An 18,126-nucleotide genomic window follows, 5' to 3' on the forward strand; every position below is an offset into this window, starting at 1 on the left:
CAATTAATGATAATAAGAAATACAGCATAAGCTTATCGTTTTAAGCATTAGGGATTTCCATGACAACAAATAAGCACATTCTAATCGCTGAAGACGATGATTTTTTACGATTATTATTACAAACGCAATGCGAAGAATTAGGCTTAAGTGTAGACACCGTTGAAAATGGTGAATTACTCATTACAGCAGCCTTAAGCTATCAATACGATATTATTATTACCGATATTCAAATGCCAATTTGTGATGGTATCCAAGCCATGCAATTACTGAGACAGCTGGGCTATGATCGGCCTATTTATGCTATGTCTGCCGATGCCGTCACAGAAGATGGTTTCAATAAAGTGTTAACTAAACCGATTAATAATCAACAATTGGCCGACGCGTTATTACAAGCTTCTGCTGTACAACGTATTCCGTTAGTAATAGATGATGCCTTAACAAGGCTGTTTTATGAAAATTTACGCCAACAAAGTGTCGAGTTTAATCTGGCTTTAGCCGAACGCAACCAAACCCTAATGCGGCAAATTTGCCATAAGGTAAAAGGCGGAGCAGCAAGTTTTGGCCATACCGAATTGGCCAACACAGCCGATCAGTTACAAACTCAATTGCAGCAATCAACTCTTGATGCTGATCTGTTATCAGTATGCCAGCACTTTAGTCTGTTATTACACCAGTGTGGAGTAACGAATGCAGCAAGCTAAAATATTATTAGTTGACGATATTGACTACACTCGACAGTTATTACGCAACAATATTATGTCACTGGCTAAAAGCAAAACGGTGGCTGTCGATAATTTTCAATTTTTCAATGCTAATTCGGCTTTATCCGCTATGAATATATTTAGCTTACAAAGCCCCGACATTATTTTTCTTGATATCGAATTACCTGACGGCTCAGGCTTAGATTTATTGGCCAAAATAAAACGGGTTAAACCAGATTGCTTTATTGTGATGGTTAGCGCTAATAGCACCTTAGAGAATGTACAAAGCAGTATTAAATCGGGCGCAGCCACCTTTATAGTTAAGCCATTTACTGGCGATAAAATAATGGCGGCAATGCGTTTATATGCTAAACATCGCTTAAAAAATTAAATCTAAACAGACGTTTAATTACGGGTAAGTTCACTAGAAATTTGTTAAAGTTAAAATAACAGCATAGTAAGTAAGGAAATTATATGCGTTTAGTTTTATTATTTATCGTCGCCTTAGGTACATCAGGATTGACAGTAGCGGCAGACTTTTATCAGGTACCGCTTGCTAGTGATGCGCGGGAATTTGCCCGCTTAGACAGCAAATTACCAGCGGTATTAAGTTACTTTAGCCAACAGAGCATGCCCGCCTTGCGCCAGTATTATCTGCAGCACTTAGGTGAACCAGTAAAAACTGAAGCCATATACGGCCGAGAAAATTTATATTTCCAGGTCGACGGTCATCAAGTGCGGATCTTATTGTCAGAACGCAATGACTGGCGCCAAGTTGACATTATGGTGCAGCAATAGTTTTATGGTACAGCATAAATTATGCTTGTTCCAAATTAAGGCTTACTAAGTTGTAACACTACACGGCGGTTCTTTTTGCGTTCAATGGCTAATTGATTGGGTGCAATATGCCGCCGCTCACCAAACCCAGCTACCTGAACTTTATCGGCGCTTAAACCGGCAGCAACAAAAAACGATTTCACTTTTTCTGCGCGTTTAATTGATAATTGCTCATTCATCCAACGACCACCATAGCTGTCGCTATAACCTTGAATCTCAACATAGTCGATATCTTGATCATACTTAAGGTATTCAGCTATTTGTTGCAAACGACGACTAGACTCACGGCTTAACTCATCGCTCTCTGATTCGTAATTTAGTACCGTAAAGGCAATATCATCAAAGCTATAAGGCAGTAAAGCGGCTATGCATTGATTAAATTCTGCAAACCGAGCGGTAAATTGTACCGGATTAATCGCAGCCACCACTTTGTCGTACGGGCTATACCAATCATTAAAATAAAAGCTTGGGCTAAAACCCTGTTCAAGTTCAGTGAGTAAGGTCCATGCTGCTTTTTTAGGTAGCTCACCATTATATTGTTTTAATAATTTCATATTAGCAATGGCTTTGCTCGGCTCACCCGCTCGCCAAGCGGGCGGTACCGACAATACTTGTGCTAAAGCATAGTTATCTGGCAAGCGCAGCATTTGCAGCTCAAAAGCCATATTAAGCCCTTTACTGGCGACACTGCGAAATATCGCTTGGCCAAAGCGCGGTATCGTATGTTGTAATTGACATTCTACTGGCGTGTTTTTGCTTAATTGCCAAGCTGAATCTTCAATAGCGGCAGAATATTGACGCAATTGCGGCGCTGCAGCAACATTGGTTGCCGTTAACAAACCGGTTAAAGCTATGATTATCGAACGCATCTGCATGTTTCACCACTAATTAACGCTAAGCTATTGCTTATTTGACTCTAACATAAGCAAACACTATGCCGCACCAAGACGTTTGCCTAATTTTTTGGCATAATAGCCTTTGATTTGTAATATGGCGCTATTATGACAAAACCTACTTCACTCTTAGCTCAACGTTTCCGTGGCTATTATCCTGTTGTTATCGACGTAGAAACAGCAGGCTTTAATGCCAAAACCGATGCACTATTAGAAATTGCAGCAACATTGCTGACAATGGATGATGAAGGCAACTTATTGCCGCTAAAAACGCTGCATTTTCATGTTGAACCCTTTGCAGGGGCAAATTTAGATGCCAGCTCATTAGCGTTTAACGGTATTGATCCGTTTAACCCATTAAGAGGTGCCGTAAGCGAGCGCGAAGCAATTAGTGAAATATGTAAAGCTGTTCGTACCGCGCAAAAAGCAGCTGGCTGTCAACGCAGTGTTATCGTGGCTCATAATGCTGCTTTTGATCAGGCTTTTGTTAATGCGGCAATTGAACGCTTAAAGTATAAACGTTCACCTTTTCATGCTTTTGTTTCTTTTGATACCACTACCCTATCGGCATTAGCTCTTGGCCAAACGGTCTTAGCTAAAGCTTGTCAGTATGCCGGTATCGCCTTTGATAGCAAACAAGCGCACAGCGCACTTTACGACACTGAACGTACTGCTGAGTTATTTTGTCATATTATTAATAAGTGGCGTGATCTGGGTGGTTGGCCACTAGGTGGCACTGCTGAAGCTAACGATGAAGCTGCTGATACTGATTGCGAAGATACTGATTGCGAGGATACTGATTGCACAGAGTCTAAGCCAAAAGACAAAAACGATGCAGAGTCTGACATTAAGCAAGCTTAAACAGAACTACTTTGATTAAGTCTCTGTTTAAGCCTCTATTTAAGCAACTACTATGCTAACACCCGCTTAAAGCAGGCGTTAGCAATAGCCATTACTCTGCTTCAGTATTGCTTGTTGTATCTGTAGCTGTTTTAGCCGCAGTTGCAGCAATCAACGGCTGTAACTCACCGCGCTGAAACATTTCTAAAATAATGTCACAACCACCTACCAATTCGCCATCAACCCAAAGTTGCGGAAAGGTTGGCCAATTAGCGTAGTTAGGTAACTCGGCACGGATTTCAGGGTTGAGCAAAATATCGACATAAGCAAACTGCTCACCACAGGCAATTAAAGCTTGAGTCGCTTGTGCCGAGAAACCACAGCTTGGAAATTTAGGTGAGCCTTTCATAAATAAAAGAATCGGGTTCTCTGCAATTTGTTGCTTAATTTTATCAATTGTTTCCATGATTACCTCTTACAAAAAAATGAGCCTAATACTATTTTACGCTGTTCTTTACTTAGTTACACTTGAGTTTTGAGAAAAAAACCCCATATCTATGTAGATAACGAAAAACGATTTTTACTTTAATAGTAAAAAGTAATCAAAATCGTCCTAAACTTGGCAGAGCAAAACTTGAGTAAACTAGTCAGGTTTTGTAGTCTACGCCACACAGACATGTTAAACAACGCTAACGGAGAACAACTATGGCCTTTGAATTACCTGCATTGCCTTATGCAAAAGATGCTTTAGCACCACACATTTCTGCTGAAACTTTAGAGTACCATTACGGCAAGCACCACAATACGTATGTTGTAAAATTAAACGGCTTAATTGAAGGTACCGATTACGCTGGTAAGTCTTTAGAAGAAATTGTTCGCACCTCTGAAGGCGGTATTTTCAATAACGCAGCTCAAGTATGGAACCATACCTTCTACTGGAATTGCTTAGCACCTAACGCCGGTGGCGAGCCTACAGGCGCATTAGCCGATGCTATTAACGCTAAATGGGGTTCATTTGCTGAGTTTAAAGCGGCACTTAACGATAAAGCAGTAAATAACTTTGGTTCTAGCTGGACTTGGTTAGTTAAAAAGGCTGATGGCACATTAGATATTGTGAATACCAGCAACGCTGCTACACCTTTAACTGATAAGTCATTAACGCCTGTATTAACAGTAGACTTGTGGGAACACGCTTACTATATCGATTATCGTAATGCGCGCCCAGCTTACCTAGATGCGTTTTGGGCATTAGTAAACTGGAAGTTTGCTGCAGAAAACTTTGCTAAATAAGCAAATAATCTAGCAATAAAAAACCCAGCAAAAGCTGGGTTTTTTTTATTGCTTAAAGGTTTAATTTTCATTTTAAACTAAGGCTGATAACAACTTAATTGATTGCGTCCAGATACTTTAGATTCATATAGGGCTTTATCTGCCGCTTCAATCCAATCTACATGTTGTTTCATGGTGCTATTAAACTCGGCCAGCCCCAAACTTATCGTCACTTTAAGGGGCATTTGATTATACATCACCACCATTTGCTCGATTGAGTGGCGTAAGCGCTCAGCAAAGTGCGTGGCCTGCTCTAAAGTGGTATCAACTAATAGTACACCGTACTCTTCGCCACCATAACGGCCAGCTATATCGGTCTCACGTAAATTTAAGCGTATCGCATCGGCAATTTTTTGGATCATTAAATCACCCGCAGTGTGACCGTAAGTATCATTAACCTGCTTAAAGTGATCAATATCGCACATTAACAGGGTGCTATAGTGCGAATAACGCTGTAACCGCTTGAATTCTTGTATTAAATTTTCTTCCCAATGCCCACGATTATACAACTTGGTTAAATAATCAATTTTCGATAATTGCTGCAACCGTGTGTTCATCTGTTCAAGTTCCAAACGGCTAACGGCAATATCAGTTACATCATAAATAATAAAGCACAGATGAGTTACTTCACCGCTGTTACTGGTTATCGGAAAAATGGTGCAATTTTGGTACATGTAATCCGCAGAGCCCGTTATAGGCCGATAATTACGAAATTTAAAAATATAAGGTCGCTGCTCCCAGATGGTAAAAGCGCGGTTTTTTAATAAAATGACGGGATCACATTTACGTCTGAGCCAATCTTCATCAATCTCTGAAAACAAATCGAATAAATAACGGTCTCTTACTTGGCTCGGAGTTAAGCCACTATGGTTTTCCATAAAACCATTCCAAACTTGAATCCGATAGTCGCAATTTAATACCACTAACCCGACATCCACAGTTCGAAACATATCCATTAACCAATGAATTTCTGAGACATCTATTTGCGCTTGCGGCATGCTAACCCTCCAACAAATAAGCAACTTTGTAATTCAGGGTTTTTAAACTATCTTCCGTGAACAACAACAATAAATCACAACTTATATTGTAATTTTCAATACCGTAAGTCAGCTCTATTGCTAAAGTTTTTCGCCAACGCCGCGCATTAGATTTAATTAATTCACTAACGGTTTCACGCTGACCTAATACCACAGGATGACCTTGGCTAAAGCTGATATCTAACTGTTCGGATAACCCTTTTAATACCGCACCTATTAAAATATTACTAATATCCATCAGTAATTCTAATTCAATCTGTGCCGATAAACTGCCATGATAATTCATTAACCGAGCAATATCTTTATAACTAGACTCAGATAAAATCAACAAGGCTTCCCCGGAAACCCCTCCACCAATAAAACCTTGGCATACCGCGGCGGTACTAGCTTCGCGTTCAACAGAGGCCAATGCCATATGTAATTCGCTAACTTCAATTAAATTGACATTAGGAATGGGTAGTTTAACAAACACATTGAGTAAGCGGGCTAATAAATCTCCGGCTTGGCCCATGGCAATATTAGTCAGCTCTTGTAACACATCGCGCATGTCACAACTTAACTCTATTGCTTCAGCTTGTAATATTTTTGCCGTTTTATCTGTAGCTATATCTGTAGCAGAGTTGAGACTTGGACTGGCACCAAAACGTTGTAATAATTGCTGAATCTTTGCCGTTTCGGCCGGTTTTTTAATAAAGTCGATGGCCCCTAACGCTTTGGCGCGTTCATAGGCTTCTGGTTGAATATCGCCGGAAACGATAACAACTTTAGTTTTACTATTACTTTTTTTTAATTCAGCTAAAACCTGATAGCCATCCATGACCGGCATATTTAAATCTAAAAATAACCAATCGATAGCATGCTGGCTTAAAACCGCAAGTGCTTCAGCACCGTGACCGGCAAAATATAAATTTTCTTGCCACTCTTGTGGTAATATCTTGGCGAGCTGTTTTCGCGCCAAGTTTGAGTCATCACATATTAAAACAGCTGTGGGCATCCGATTCTCACTTTGCACTCGCTACAACTCAGTCTAGCCTGAAACTGACAGACCAAGCAATAGCAGTATTATGTAGCACAATTTAGCCATGTTTATTTAGCCATTTATCATAACAGGAGCGGCATCATGACTGCACTATCTCATTTAAGTATTAAGCTATTGACCCTAATTACACTGTGTAGCTTTAGCAGCAGTATAGCGGCAGTTGATCTCCAAGCCAAACTACCCGAACGGCTAAGTTTAATCAAAGCAGGTAATAAAAATGTAGTACTTTTGGGTAGTAAAGCAGAAATTAATAAAAAAGCAGCAAACTTTAAAGTCGTTGATAGTAACTTTAAAACCGTAACACTTGCTGATTTTAAAGGAAAAACGCTATTAATTAGCGTTGTACCAAGTATAGATACTGGCACTTGCTCATTACAAACTAAACGTTTTAATAATGAAGTCGCGGGCTTACCGCAGCAAGTGGTGTTATTAACCATCAGTACTGATTTACCTTTTGCCCAAAAACGGTTTTGCCAACAAGAACAAGTCGAAGAGATGGCGGTATTATCTGATGCCGTTTGGCGTGACTTTGGTACTAACTATGGCTTACTGATTAAAGATATGGGCATTTTAGCCCGAGCAGTGTTAATTATTGATAATAAAGGCACCCTGGTTTATCAACAGCTAGTGAAAAATTTAGCTACCGAGCCAGATTACACTGATGCCTTAAATGCCTTAAATAGTGTTATCGAAAAAAACAAATAAGCTTGGCACTGATCTGATTAAGCATAAAAAAACCCAAGTTATTACTTGGGTTTTTTGTTTTAGACCGGGTTAACTCAGTAGCGATAATAACTCAGCGCCAACTTCGTCTACCGGTTTACTACCATCGATATGATGATATTGGGTATTACCGGCTTGTGCTTCTGCACGATAATAGCCAACTAATGGCTCGGTTTGTTCATGATAAATAGCTAAACGTTTACGAACAGTCGCTTCAACATCATCTGCTCTAATGATTAACTCTTCGCCAGTCACGTCATCTTTACCTTCAACCACAGGTGGCTTATAACGTAAATGATATACACGACCCGATGCGGGATGAACCCGACGGCCACTCATACGCTCAACAATAACGTTATCAGCAACGTCAAACTCAATAACATGATCAATCACAATACCGTTTTCTTTCATGGCATCTGCTTGCGGAATCGTCCGTGGAAAGCCGTCTAATAAGAACCCTTTGGCACAATCAGCTTTAGCAATACGTTCTTTGACTAAACCAATAATAAGATCATCAGACACTAGCTGACCTGCATCCATCACTTGCTTTGCAGCCACACCAAGAGCTGAGCCCTCTTTTATCGCTGCGCGCAGCATATCACCGGTTGATATTTGTGGAATGCCGTATTTATTCATCAGGAGCTGAGCCTGAGTTCCTTTTCCGGCACCTGGGGCACCCAACAATATTATGCGCATAGCAAATTCCTCATTTTCTGAGATACATAGTTATATAATAAAGCCCAGATCTTTACACAATGCGTTACTTGAAACAAGAAGTTTGTCAGCCGTGTTGCCCCAATCGCCCAATTGGCGCGCCATACCTGTGGTTAATTGGTTATGGCTTAACACCAGACAAATAACGCTATCTAGGTTATTAAAACCAACATTAACTTAGCAAAAGCAGCCGTAAAGCCTCGACTAAAGTTGGATAGAAAAAAACCACCCGAAGGTGGTTTTAGAAAAGCTTTACGCTTTAGCTTAATTAGCGGTTATTTTGCTAAAGACAGCAGCAAATGGTTTAAGCGATTCACAAAGCTAGCAGGATCTTTAAGGCTACCTTTCTCTGCTAATAACGCCTGATCAAGTAATACTTCTGACCACTCTTTGAAACGCTGCTCATCTTGCTCATCGGCAATATGCTTAACCAAATTATGTTCAGCGTTTATTTCAAAGATAGGTTTTACTTCTGGCACTTTTTGGCCAGCAGATTCCATCAACTTAATCATCTGCGTGCTCATATCATGCTCGTCAGTCACCACACAAGCTGGGCTATCGGTTAAGCGATGGCTAACCTTGACATCTTTAACTTGGCTGCCTAGTGCGGTTTTAAAGCGCGCTATTACAGAAGCAAAAGCTTGCTCGGTTTCTTGTTGTGCCTTTTTGGTGTCTTCGTCATCTAATTTAGATAAATCTAAACCACCTTTCGCCACAGAGCGTAACTTTTTGTCGTTAAAGTCAGTTAGGTGCTGAACCAACCATTCATCTATACGATCAGATAACAACAACACTTCTAAGCCCTTTTTACGTAACACTTCTAAGTGTGGGCTATTCTTCGCCGCAGCAAAGCTATCCGCTACAATATAATAGATTTCATCTTGGCCTTCTTTCATCCGGCTAATGTAATCGGCTAATGAAACGCTCTGCACCGTGTCGTCAGTATGGGTAGAAGAGAAGCGCAATAAAGCCGCTATTTGCTCTTTATTGGCCATATCTTCAGCTGGGCCTTCTTTTAATACTTGGCCAAACTCATCCCAAAATGCTTGGTATTTTTCACTGTCTTTACTAAGCTTTTCTAGCATTTTTAAAGTACGGCTAGTACAGCCTTTGCGTAAGCTTTGAGTAACTTTAGTATCTTGTAAAATTTCCCGTGATACGTTCAGCGGTAAATCGCTAGAATCTAATACACCTTTCATAAAGCGTAAGTAACTAGGCATAAACTGTTCAGCGTCATCCATGATAAATACGCGCTGTACATACAGTTTTAAACCATGTTGCGCATCACGGTTCCACATATCAAATGGCGCTTTTTTAGGAACATATAACAAGCTGGTGTAATTACTCTTACCTTCAACTTTGTTATGGCTCCAGCTTAGTGGATCATTCCAATCGTGAGAAATATGCTTGTAAAACTCATTGTATTCTTTATCTGTTAATTCAGACTTATCACGGGTCCATAATGCCGTAGCTTTGTTAACTGCTTGCCAATGGCCTGGCACTGCTGCGACTTTCTCGCCGTCTTCGCCTTCGCTCTCTGGTTGTTCTTCTTGCCAAAACTCAACCGGGATACTGATATGATCTGAATACTTAGTGACAATTTTTTCAACAGTCCAACGGCTTAAGAACTCATCTTCACCTTCACGTAAGTGTAAAACGATCTCAGTACCGCGACTGTCTTTAGTAATAGGGGTAATGCTGTAATCGCCTTCACCTGCCGATTCCCACTCAATAGCTTCATTAGCAGCCGCACCCGCTTTACGCGTACGCACGGTGACTTTATCAGCAACAATAAAAGCGGAGTAAAAACCAACACCGAATTGACCGATTAAATTAGAATCTTTACTTTGATCGCCAGATAACTGGGAGAAAAATTCTTTAGTGCCTGATTTGGCAATAGTACCAAGATGACTAATCACATCTTGTTCTGACATACCCACGCCATTATCGATAATGGTTAAGGTACGGGCTGTTTCATCTAAACTAATACGAACGCGTAAATCGCCGTCATCACCGTATAAGCTGCTATCAGACAGCGCCATAAAACGTAGCTTATCGGCTGCGTCTGACGCGTTAGATACTAACTCACGTAAGAAAATTTCTTTATTTGAATACAGTGAATGGATCATCAGCTGCAATAGCTGTTTTACTTCTGCCTGAAAGCCATGGGTTTGCTTTTGGCCAGCTGAATTTGCTGTGGTGTCACTCATTGTGTTAATCCTCTAAACATAACAGGTTAATGGCATTAATGTGCAACCAACTAAGGCAGCAACATACTGTCATCTAATATGGGGAGGATTTACAGATTTTCAAGCTCATAACAATTAAAAAGGGTCAGAGTGATTTTATTTAAAACGAATAAAATCACTCTGACCCTTTTTAATTTCTAAAACTGTTTTCGGCCACTAAAGGCGTGTGATAGCGTGGTGCCATCAATAAACTCAAGCTCGCCACCTATAGGGATACCTTGGGCAATTCTTGACACTTTAACGTTATGTTTTTGCGCTAACTCGGCAATATAAAACGCCGTAGCATCACCTTCAACGGTTGGATTAGTGGCTAAAATAAGCTCTGTGGTGCCACCCTCGGCTAATAGTGAACTTAAGCTATCCAGCCCTAAGTCTTGTGGCCCAATGCCGTCTAACGGCGACAAATAGCCTTGCAACACAAAGTAGCGGCCTTTAAATTGGCCAATTTGTTCAATGGCATGTTGATCTGCCGCTGAACCAACAACACACATTATGCCATCGAGCTCACGTTTAGGATCAGCACAAATTGCGCAGAGCGTCGATTGACAAAACGTACGGCAGCGCTGGCAATGACCTATTTTGGTCATGGCTTGTGCCAAGGCATCAGCCAAAGCTAAACCGGCATCTCTATTGCGCTCAAGTAAAGCAAAAGCCATACGCTGGGCAGATTTAGGCCCTACACCCGGTAAAATGCGTAAGGCGTCAATCAGCTGCTGTAATAATGGCGTATAACGGCTCATTAAAATGGCATTTTCATGCCTGGTGGTAATTGCATACCGCCAGCAACTGAGCCCATTTTTTCTTTACTGGTTTCTTCAACCCGACGCACAGCATCATTAAGCGCAGCTGCGATTAAATCTTCTAGCATCTCTTTATCATCTTCTAACAGGCTATCGTCAATGCTAACACGGCGTACATTGTGATTACCTAACATGGTTATTTTCACTAAACCTGCACCAGACTCTCCCGTTACTTCCATGGTTGCGATTTCGGCTTGCGCTTTTTGCATTTTCTCTTGCATAGCTTGCGCTTGCTTCATGATATTGCCCATACCACCTTTAAACATAATATCGCTCTCTGTTAGTTAGTATTTAGTAATTTGTGTTACGCTTTTTTCGATTTGGTAAAGCTTAGTTTGGCAAAGCAGTGCGTATTTGCGCAGTGCTTTTGCATGACCTTAGCGCGACAAGATAAAGATTCAGTAGCATAAATACAAGTCTTGTTTGTAACACTAGATTAGTTTACTTGAATGGTATCTTCTAGCATTTGTGCCGCAAATAATTGCTGGAACTGAATAACGTTGTCATCTTGTTGCAGTAATTTATGCACATATACTCGCCGCTCAGCAACTATGCGTTGCTGAATAGCCAAAGGACTATCAGCGACTTCATCATGATAACTTATCTGTAATTGCAGACGCTGATTAAAGCTGTGCTCTAATAGTTGCTGTAAGTTTTGTCTAAACTCAGCATCGTCTAAATGTTGCTGACTTTTAGCAACACTTAACTGCATATTCTCACCTTGTAAACTGATGGCTGCATTAAGTAAAAACAACCTACTTAAACCACCGGTATCTAACTGCTCTATTCTGGCCGCCCACGCATCTACTTGGGCCGCAAATTTAATTGAAAAATTTTGCTGATTAATACTGCCATCAAATTCCGTTAATGGCGGTGTCTCTGCTTGATATTGCTGCCACATCGCATCAGCTTGGCCATTATCAAATGGCGCTAGCTCGTCATTAGGTTCATCATTCGGCTCATAGTTCGCTTCATAATTCGGCTCATCATTTAAGCCGGCAACAGCATCGTTATAGCCTGCATCATCAATAACGGCTGACTGAGCTGGTGCTGTTCTATTAGGCGTAGCCGCTTGTGTTGGTAACTGGGATGGCGAATGTACTGGCTGCTGCATGGCAGGTTGTGGCATCTGAGCCTTACTATTGGCCTGACTTTGAGGTAATGCCGGCGACGCTTCTGGCCGCACCGTTACAGCCGACTCTGCCAAGCGCGGCGCTAATGGCCGCTCAATCTTTTTTTCAGCAGCGCGGCTGTTTTGCTCTAAGCTTATGCCTCGCCTAGCCATAATGCCGGAGGTTACCGAGTCAATACCGGCATTCGGCGCTATAGCTGGCTGCTGTGGCTCTACTATGGCATCTATTGCCATCGGCTGTATTGGCAGCCGTTGTTGTTCTTGGGACGCCTCAGGTGTATCAGGTGCTAGTACTTCCTGAGAATGCGCTACTGGGCTTGCTGTTATTGCCGGTGCAGAAGCTTGAGCTAAAGACTGCGCTGGCAGCTCGGGTGTTTGCATTGGCTGCGCCACTGGCTTTGGCATAGCTGTATTTGACCCAGCAGTGCTTGACTCAGCAGTACTTGGCTCAACAGTGCTTAGTGCATCAGTTTTGGAAGCAACATGGCTACTTAGCGTTACAGGCTCTACTGCACTATTTGGGTGGCTCGGTTGGCTAATACCGCTTACTAAGTTAACGCTAGCGGGGGCAAACGCCATAGCCCGTAATAGCGCCATTTCTAAACCAATCAGGGCATCTGGGGCGTAAGCCAATTCTTTTTTACCGCTGATTAATAATTGATAATATAACTGCACTTGAGCCGGTTCTAAGCGCTGAGCTAATTGCAGAATAAAATCTGCACTTTCACTAATCGCTGCTGCCGCGGGGGTAAATTGACTTAATGCGGTTAGATGTAAAATCGACAACATATCGTCTAATACTTGCGCATAGTCATTATGTTGCTGCACCAGCGTGGCTAATTGCTGCTGTAAGCCAACCGCATCTTGGGCCAAAACAGCCTGTAATAGTTGCTCAGCCCAGCTTTGCTCTAAATAGCCCAGCATGGTTCTAATAACATCAAGCTGAATATCACTATTACTTTGGGCAATAGCTTGATCAGTCAAACTTAATGAGTCACGCAAACTGCCTTTAGCCGCTTTGGCGATTAAGTTTAATGCCGGTTCAACAAAAGGAATATTTTCTTCGGTTAATACATAGGCTAAATGCTGCGCTATTTGCGTAGGACTTAAGGCTAATAAATTAAACTGCAAACAGCGAGATAATACTGTGATCGGTAATTTTTGCGGATCAGTCGTCGCCAGTAAAAATTTAACATGCGGCGGTGGTTCTTCAAGTGTTTTAAGTAAGGCATTAAAACTATGCTTAGACAGCATATGCACTTCATCTATTAGATACACCTTAAACCGGCCACGGCTTGGCGCGTATTGCACGTTATCTAATAAATCACGGGTATCTTCTACTTTGGTGCGCGACGCGGCATCAATTTCCATTAAATCGACAAAGTTACCGGCATCAATTTCACGGCACGCTGTGCATTCACCACAAGGTGACGCCGTAATACCTAGCTCACAATTTAAACTTTTAGCAAAAATGCGGGCTATCGTGGTTTTACCTACACCGCGAGTACCGGTAAATAAATAGGCATGATGCAGCCGATTATTGGTTAAGGCATTGCTGAGCGCGTTTTTTACATGCTCTTGCCCCACTAATTGAGAAAAGTGCTGTGGACGCCACTTGCGTGCTAAAACCTGATAACTCATAACCGCTGCTTACACTCTAATAATTGCTCTAAGTCCAGACTAAGCTTATTCGTCGGCATACTCAACTAAGCTAAGCACTTTTAAATCGGCTTGCTGTAATTTTGCCACGCCACCTAAATCGGTTAAGGCAATAACAAAAGCGGCATCTTCAACAATACCACCGAGTTGACGCACTAACTTTACCGTCGCATCAATAGTGCCACCGGTTGCCAGTAAATCATCTACTAACAACACTTTGTCGCCAGCACAAATAGCATCAGCATGCAGCTCAAGCGTATCTTCACCATATTCTAATTGGTAGCTTTGGCTAATCCGATTACGCGGCAGCTTGCCGGGCTTTCTAACCGGGATAAAGGATATACCCATGGCATACGCTAAAGGCGCGCCGAAAATAAAACCACGCGACTCAGTACCAACAATTTTATCGATACCGTGGTCTTTATAAATTTCGCAAAATGCATCAATCACTTTTTTAAAGCTAGGACCATCTTGCATTAAACTGGTTACATCACGAAATACGATACCTGGCTTAGGATAATCCATTACCGTTTTAATCACTTGTTTTAACTCAGTTGCAAGAAGTTGCTTATCCATAATAAAAACCTTAATTTACTCACCAGAAACGAGTCACTGGTCTGAGACAAAAAAACCGCCATAAGGCGGCTTTTACTTAAACGGCTGACAGCAAATGCTGCTAATCAACCCAGTATTTGGATCCAACGCAAAATTGGTGCTAAGCACAACAAACCAACAAAAGTTGCTACTAACGCCAAGAATTGCCAAAAATTGAATGAGTCTTTGAAGTTCTCGTCTGACATTGCGCTACTCTTTATAATGCGATTAAATTATAGTGATATGGTAATGAATTTTAGCCCATTTGAAAAGCCTGAATCACGCCTTTTGACGCAAACTGTTGCAATATAGTGCTTGCGCCTTGCTGAAATTGTTGTTGGCTAAATTGCGGTACTTGCGGTTGCAGCTGTAAAAACAGGCTGTTAGCGGTTATTCCCGGTGTTTGTTGGAGCTGTTGTAATAGCAAAGCCGTTAATTGATTAATTAGCATAAATTTCACTTCATCTTGCGCATTGCGATAGAGTAAATAAAATTGATTCTCGCTAGCAGCCGTGGGCTGAAACACTTGACTAATTTGATGCACTGGATACGGATAGGCTAACAATAAACACAAGGTCGATAATTGCAGTGGCGCCGTTAATACCGCAGCACTAGCAAGGGGTATAGCGGCTAGATCATCCTGTTGACTGTCCTGTAAAGTCGCTAAATAAAGTTCTGACCATTCGTAATGGGCCAATTCCAGCATAAAGATAGGATCAGAGTCTGTTAGCTGATACTGCTGCTGTATAAACTGTAAAAAATGCTCTGCTATATGCAAAAAATACGGGCTGTGACAACTATAACCGGCATAAAACTGCCGTACTAACCTATGCCATTCGGCTTCGGAATATAACGAGCGCAAAACCGGAAACCCAGTACTAACAAAGCCAACTACATTATTAAAAAACAACTCGCGATAAATCGCTAAGCGCCTATCCTCAATATCGGCAGGCGCAGCATTGTGTTCAGGATCTTGAATATGATCCATAAATTGCTGCTGAATTTGCTGAAACTTCATTATTAAGCTCGCTTTGCTGTTACGGGTGTCGAAGCTGTAGCATGTGCAGTCTGTTGTAATTGCTGGATCTGGCTTAGTTCTTGTTGCAAGCCACTCCACTGAGGAATATTAAAGTCGCGCTCTAACAAGGTCGGTTTAACACCATGTTGTTGATAGGCTAATGCTAATAGCTGCCACACCGGATCAATTACATCGGCGCCATGGGTATCTATTAGTAAATCCTCTGCCTGCTTATAATGACCGGCAATATGATAATAGGCGATGCGCTGGGAAGGAATAGCCTGTAAATACTGCTTAGCATCGTAGCTATGGTTAATCGAATTTACATAAATGTTGTTCACGTCCAACAACATCTTACAGTCTGCTTGTTGTATTACGGCTAGAGTAAAATCTAACTCTGACATTTCTTGACCAGGGGCAGCATAGTAAGACACATTTTCTAATATTAAAGGCTGCTCTATAATATCTTGTACTTGCTGCACACGCTTGGCAACATAATCTACCGCTTCAGCAGTAAACGGAATAGGCATCAAATCATATAAATGGCCGGCACCCGAGCAGTAACTTAAATGTTCGCTATACATACTAATATTATGCTGCTGTAAAAATGTTTTAACTTGCTTTATAAACTGAATATCTAAAGGGGCTGGGCTACCAATAGATAAAGATAAACCATGACAAATAAACTGGTGCTGTTCAGTTAATTGGCTAAATTGTTTTTGTAGCGCGCCGCCAAACGGTATCCAGTTTTCTGGCGCCACTTCAAAAAAATCAATTTCTGCAGGTTTATGCTGCAACATTTGCCCCAGCATTTCACGCCGCAAGCCTAAACCTACACCTTGTACTGCTGTCATGGTTATATCCTGTTATCCTTAATAATGCAGCATATGGTACTCATAATGCAGATCAATATGCTGCTTATTATAAGATCACTATCAACTATTAAACTGCACCACCACATTTGGCATCTTGAGTTTTCCCAGCACCACAAGTGGCTTCTTTGCTTTTTGCTTTGGTTTTATCGGCGTGTTCTTTCATCATCTCTTCGCCGCATTTACCTTCACCGCATTTGCCTTCTTGCATTTTATCGGCTGATTTTTTCATCATCTCTTCGCCGCACTTGCCTTCACCGCATTTGCCTTCTTTCATTTTTTCAGCATGCTTCTTCTTCATCTCTTCGCCGCACTTAGCTTCACCGCACTTACCTTCGCTAGCAGCGATTTGATAACCAGAAGTGAGCTCTTGAGCAGTAAAAGGGTTGGCGTCTGCACTGGTACTTACTGTGGCTAATGAGCCAAAAACTAAAGCACCCACTGCCATTGCTACATTACTATGTTTAATTGTTTTCATTATTTTCACCTGTTGAGGTTTGTTGGGTTTAGCTTGCTTAATAATAGACCGTTTTAACCAATACTGTATTTCAGTTAATTTATTCCTTTTAGCTTTTTATAATAATAATTAATAAAATACCGGTATAAAAAACTAGAGTTTTAAAATTATCATTTTTGTAACTGCACTATCCAGCACAAAACTCCCTCTTCAATCTGCATTTGCTCTACGCTTACCTGTTGCCATGTGGTTTGGCATAGCGCTTTAACTTCTTCGGCTCGTTGATTAGTCCAAGCACTGGCTATTTGATCTTGGATGCGCTGTAAGAAATGCTGCAAATTCTGCTTGGTTTTGTCAACGGTGGCCGATGTTAAACTTTGCCAGTTCATAATTAATGGCACTAAATCTTTTGCGATTAAATTAAACCACTCTTGCTGATTCTGTACCGTAAACTGCTGTTGGGTCTGCCTAAAAAATTGTAATAAGGCGGTATTATGTTCGGAAAACTGCTGCTGTTGTGCGGTGCTTAATTGCGTTTCTGTCGCCAGTGCCTGACACAGGTTAGCAAATTGCATTAATTGGCTAAGTAAGCCGTCGGTTTGTAACAGTTGCTGTAATACCGTGGCACCGTCTTGGCAATCTTGGGTAATAAACGAATGTTGGCTATGCACCAACGCAATAAACTTACCTTTCTTACCTAACACGCGATGTATTTGCGCTAACGCTGCTGCTAAGGGCGCGTATTCAAAGCCAAATTGGCTAATTACTAAATCGACACTGTTACTTGCTAGGGTTAACTGCTCTGTCGGTACATTGGCCATAAACTGAATTTGCTGTAAAGCTGGATAACAGTCATCACTGGGGCTAAACAAAGTGAGCGGGTTAATATCGGCGGCATCAGTAGCGATAATGTTAAAGCTAGCGTTGTGCTGCTGGGCTAGGACCGCTAACCCTCCGTTACCGGTGGCAATATCAACAATAGTGCTATTCTCTGCTACTGGTTGCAATATAGCCTGCCAAAACTGGGCAATATCACCACTGTAACCATGTTGTTGCTGACCTTCAGCAAAACTATTTAAGGTTTTGGTATTGCTCCAATACGAATTCCAATGCTGCATATCTGCAATCCTATTGTCCCGTTTAAAAATAGAAAAAGGCGGGGAAATCCCCGCCTTTTTAAGGTTCTTCAAGTATTACTTAAATCTTAATAACAATGACTTAAGAACTACCTA

Annotated in this window: 20 protein-coding genes; 6 read left to right on the forward strand and 14 right to left on the reverse strand. The window is 41.4% G+C overall.

Features of this window, described 5'->3' with window-relative positions:
• Positions 1-59 precede the first annotated feature (59 nt).
• The 3 genes from BI198_RS13870 to BI198_RS13880 all read left to right on the forward strand — a co-directional run bounded on the left by BI198_RS13870 (position 60) and on the right by BI198_RS13880 (position 1,499).
• Positions 60-701 carry a response regulator gene (locus BI198_RS13870; protein WP_070050082.1) on the forward strand — a complete coding sequence of 214 codons (642 nt, stop codon included), beginning with the start codon at positions 60-62 and terminating at the stop codon, positions 699-701.
• Positions 688-1,092: a response regulator gene (locus BI198_RS13875; protein ID WP_070050083.1), complete on the forward strand. Its 405-nt coding sequence runs from the start codon at positions 688-690 to the stop codon at positions 1,090-1,092. The genes BI198_RS13870 and BI198_RS13875 overlap by 14 nt, the downstream gene beginning before the upstream one ends.
• Before the next feature lie 83 nt (positions 1,093-1,175).
• Complete coding sequence (locus tag BI198_RS13880) at positions 1,176-1,499, forward strand: hypothetical protein (protein WP_070050084.1); 324 nt, start codon at positions 1,176-1,178, stop codon at positions 1,497-1,499.
• Positions 1,500-1,534: 35 nt separating this feature from the next.
• Here the strand turns inward: BI198_RS13880 and BI198_RS13885 are convergent, their stop codons facing one another.
• On the reverse strand, positions 1,535-2,407 hold the full coding sequence (locus BI198_RS13885; protein WP_235605347.1) for a flagellar protein MotY: 873 nt from the start codon (positions 2,405-2,407) through the stop codon (positions 1,535-1,537).
• A 132-nt stretch (positions 2,408-2,539) separates the two neighbouring features.
• On the opposite strand from BI198_RS13885, the gene rnt reads away from it, so the two are divergent.
• Positions 2,540-3,292 carry a ribonuclease T gene (gene rnt / locus BI198_RS13890; protein WP_070050086.1) on the forward strand — a complete coding sequence of 251 codons (753 nt, stop codon included), beginning with the start codon at positions 2,540-2,542 and terminating at the stop codon, positions 3,290-3,292.
• Between the two features lie 91 nt (positions 3,293-3,383).
• Here rnt and BI198_RS13895 read toward each other — a convergent pair whose 3' ends face one another.
• Positions 3,384-3,737, reverse strand: a complete 354-nt coding sequence (locus BI198_RS13895) for a Grx4 family monothiol glutaredoxin (RefSeq protein WP_070050087.1) — start codon at positions 3,735-3,737, stop codon at positions 3,384-3,386.
• A gap of 239 nt (positions 3,738-3,976) precedes the next feature.
• Here BI198_RS13895 and sodB point away from each other — a divergent pair, with 239 nt between their 5' ends.
• Complete coding sequence (gene sodB, locus BI198_RS13900) at positions 3,977-4,561, forward strand: superoxide dismutase [Fe] (RefSeq protein ID WP_070050088.1); 585 nt, start codon at positions 3,977-3,979, stop codon at positions 4,559-4,561.
• Positions 4,562-4,638: 77 nt separating this feature from the next.
• Here the strand turns inward: sodB and BI198_RS13905 are convergent, their stop codons facing one another.
• Both BI198_RS13905 and BI198_RS13910 read right to left on the reverse strand, forming a co-directional pair.
• The gene (locus tag BI198_RS13905; protein WP_070050089.1) at positions 4,639-5,598 is read right to left on the reverse strand and encodes a sensor domain-containing diguanylate cyclase; all 960 of its coding nucleotides are present in this window, start codon (positions 5,596-5,598) and stop codon (positions 4,639-4,641) included.
• Between the two features lies 1 nt (position 5,599).
• Positions 5,600-6,631: a response regulator gene (locus tag BI198_RS13910; RefSeq protein WP_070050090.1), complete on the reverse strand. Its 1,032-nt coding sequence runs from the start codon at positions 6,629-6,631 to the stop codon at positions 5,600-5,602.
• A gap of 126 nt (positions 6,632-6,757) precedes the next feature.
• On the opposite strand from BI198_RS13910, the gene tpx reads away from it, so the two are divergent.
• A complete protein-coding gene (gene tpx, locus BI198_RS13915) occupies positions 6,758-7,381 on the forward strand; it encodes a thiol peroxidase (protein WP_083256635.1) in 624 nt (207 codons plus the stop codon).
• A gap of 69 nt (positions 7,382-7,450) precedes the next feature.
• On the opposite strand, the gene adk is transcribed toward tpx, so the two are convergent.
• From adk to BI198_RS13965, 10 genes are all read right to left on the reverse strand, one after another.
• Positions 7,451-8,095 (reverse strand): adenylate kinase, encoded by a 645-nt coding sequence (adk, locus tag BI198_RS13920; protein ID WP_070050091.1) that lies wholly within the window; start codon positions 8,093-8,095, stop codon positions 7,451-7,453.
• 293 nt (positions 8,096-8,388) lie between these two features.
• A complete protein-coding gene (gene htpG, locus BI198_RS13925; protein ID WP_070050092.1) occupies positions 8,389-10,323 on the reverse strand; it encodes a molecular chaperone HtpG in 1,935 nt (644 codons plus the stop codon).
• Positions 10,324-10,499: 176 nt separating this feature from the next.
• On the reverse strand, positions 10,500-11,102 hold the full coding sequence (gene recR / locus BI198_RS13930) for a recombination mediator RecR (protein WP_070050093.1): 603 nt from the start codon (positions 11,100-11,102) through the stop codon (positions 10,500-10,502).
• On the reverse strand, positions 11,102-11,428 hold the full coding sequence (locus tag BI198_RS13935) for a YbaB/EbfC family nucleoid-associated protein (protein WP_070050094.1): 327 nt from the start codon (positions 11,426-11,428) through the stop codon (positions 11,102-11,104). The genes recR and BI198_RS13935 overlap by 1 nt, the downstream gene beginning before the upstream one ends.
• A gap of 170 nt (positions 11,429-11,598) precedes the next feature.
• Positions 11,599-13,935, reverse strand: coding sequence for a DNA polymerase III subunit gamma/tau (dnaX, locus tag BI198_RS13940; protein ID WP_070050095.1), 2,337 nt, complete (start codon positions 13,933-13,935; stop codon positions 11,599-11,601).
• Positions 13,936-13,980: 45 nt separating this feature from the next.
• The gene (apt, locus tag BI198_RS13945; protein WP_070050096.1) at positions 13,981-14,529 is read right to left on the reverse strand and encodes an adenine phosphoribosyltransferase; all 549 of its coding nucleotides are present in this window, start codon (positions 14,527-14,529) and stop codon (positions 13,981-13,983) included.
• Positions 14,530-14,803: 274 nt separating this feature from the next.
• Positions 14,804-15,565, reverse strand: a complete 762-nt coding sequence (locus tag BI198_RS13950; protein ID WP_070050097.1) for an HvfC family RiPP maturation protein — start codon at positions 15,563-15,565, stop codon at positions 14,804-14,806.
• A gap of 2 nt (positions 15,566-15,567) precedes the next feature.
• A complete protein-coding gene (locus BI198_RS13955) occupies positions 15,568-16,419 on the reverse strand; it encodes an HvfB family MNIO-type RiPP peptide maturase (protein ID WP_070050098.1) in 852 nt (283 codons plus the stop codon).
• 88 nt (positions 16,420-16,507) lie between these two features.
• Complete coding sequence (locus BI198_RS13960) at positions 16,508-16,915, reverse strand: HvfA family oxazolone/thioamide-modified RiPP metallophore (protein WP_070050099.1); 408 nt, start codon at positions 16,913-16,915, stop codon at positions 16,508-16,510.
• 149 nt (positions 16,916-17,064) lie between these two features.
• A complete protein-coding gene (locus BI198_RS13965) occupies positions 17,065-18,012 on the reverse strand; it encodes a class I SAM-dependent methyltransferase (RefSeq protein WP_070050100.1) in 948 nt (315 codons plus the stop codon).
• Between the last annotated feature and the right edge of the window lie 114 nt (positions 18,013-18,126).

The sequence above is a fragment of the Rheinheimera salexigens genome (assembly GCF_001752395.1).
Classification (GTDB): Bacteria; Pseudomonadota; Gammaproteobacteria; order Enterobacterales; family Alteromonadaceae; genus Alishewanella; species Alishewanella salexigens.

Bases quoted from the DNA above. Each gene is read 5' to 3' on its own strand.
- BI198_RS13910 (WP_070050090.1), bottom strand. From the start codon at position 6,631: ATGCCCACAGCTGTTTTAATATGTGATGACTCAAACTTGGCGCGAAAA.
- apt (WP_070050096.1), bottom strand. From the start codon at position 14,529: ATGGATAAGCAACTTCTTGCAACTGAGTTAAAACAAGTGATTAAAACG.
- BI198_RS13950 (WP_070050097.1), bottom strand. From the start codon at position 15,565: ATGAAGTTTCAGCAAATTCAGCAGCAATTTATGGATCATATTCAAGAT.
- BI198_RS13885 (WP_235605347.1), bottom strand. From the start codon at position 2,407: ATGCGTTCGATAATCATAGCTTTAACCGGTTTGTTAACGGCAACCAAT.
- dnaX (WP_070050095.1), bottom strand. From the start codon at position 13,935: ATGAGTTATCAGGTTTTAGCACGCAAGTGGCGTCCACAGCACTTTTCT.
- BI198_RS13935 (WP_070050094.1), bottom strand. From the start codon at position 11,428: ATGTTTAAAGGTGGTATGGGCAATATCATGAAGCAAGCGCAAGCTATG.
- BI198_RS13870 (WP_070050082.1), top strand. From the start codon at position 60: ATGACAACAAATAAGCACATTCTAATCGCTGAAGACGATGATTTTTTA.
- htpG (WP_070050092.1), bottom strand. From the start codon at position 10,323: ATGAGTGACACCACAGCAAATTCAGCTGGCCAAAAGCAAACCCATGGC.
- BI198_RS13895 (WP_070050087.1), bottom strand. From the start codon at position 3,737: ATGGAAACAATTGATAAAATTAAGCAACAAATTGCAGAGAACCCGATT.
- recR (WP_070050093.1), bottom strand. From the start codon at position 11,102: ATGAGCCGTTATACGCCATTATTACAGCAGCTGATTGACGCCTTACGC.
- tpx (WP_083256635.1), top strand. From the start codon at position 6,758: ATGACTGCACTATCTCATTTAAGTATTAAGCTATTGACCCTAATTACA.
- BI198_RS13875 (WP_070050083.1), top strand. From the start codon at position 688: ATGCAGCAAGCTAAAATATTATTAGTTGACGATATTGACTACACTCGA.
- rnt (WP_070050086.1), top strand. From the start codon at position 2,540: ATGACAAAACCTACTTCACTCTTAGCTCAACGTTTCCGTGGCTATTAT.
- sodB (WP_070050088.1), top strand. From the start codon at position 3,977: ATGGCCTTTGAATTACCTGCATTGCCTTATGCAAAAGATGCTTTAGCA.
- BI198_RS13880 (WP_070050084.1), top strand. From the start codon at position 1,176: ATGCGTTTAGTTTTATTATTTATCGTCGCCTTAGGTACATCAGGATTG.
- BI198_RS13955 (WP_070050098.1), bottom strand. From the start codon at position 16,419: ATGACAGCAGTACAAGGTGTAGGTTTAGGCTTGCGGCGTGAAATGCTG.
- adk (WP_070050091.1), bottom strand. From the start codon at position 8,095: ATGCGCATAATATTGTTGGGTGCCCCAGGTGCCGGAAAAGGAACTCAG.
- BI198_RS13965 (WP_070050100.1), bottom strand. From the start codon at position 18,012: ATGCAGCATTGGAATTCGTATTGGAGCAATACCAAAACCTTAAATAGT.
- BI198_RS13960 (WP_070050099.1), bottom strand. From the start codon at position 16,915: ATGAAAACAATTAAACATAGTAATGTAGCAATGGCAGTGGGTGCTTTA.
- BI198_RS13905 (WP_070050089.1), bottom strand. From the start codon at position 5,598: ATGCCGCAAGCGCAAATAGATGTCTCAGAAATTCATTGGTTAATGGAT.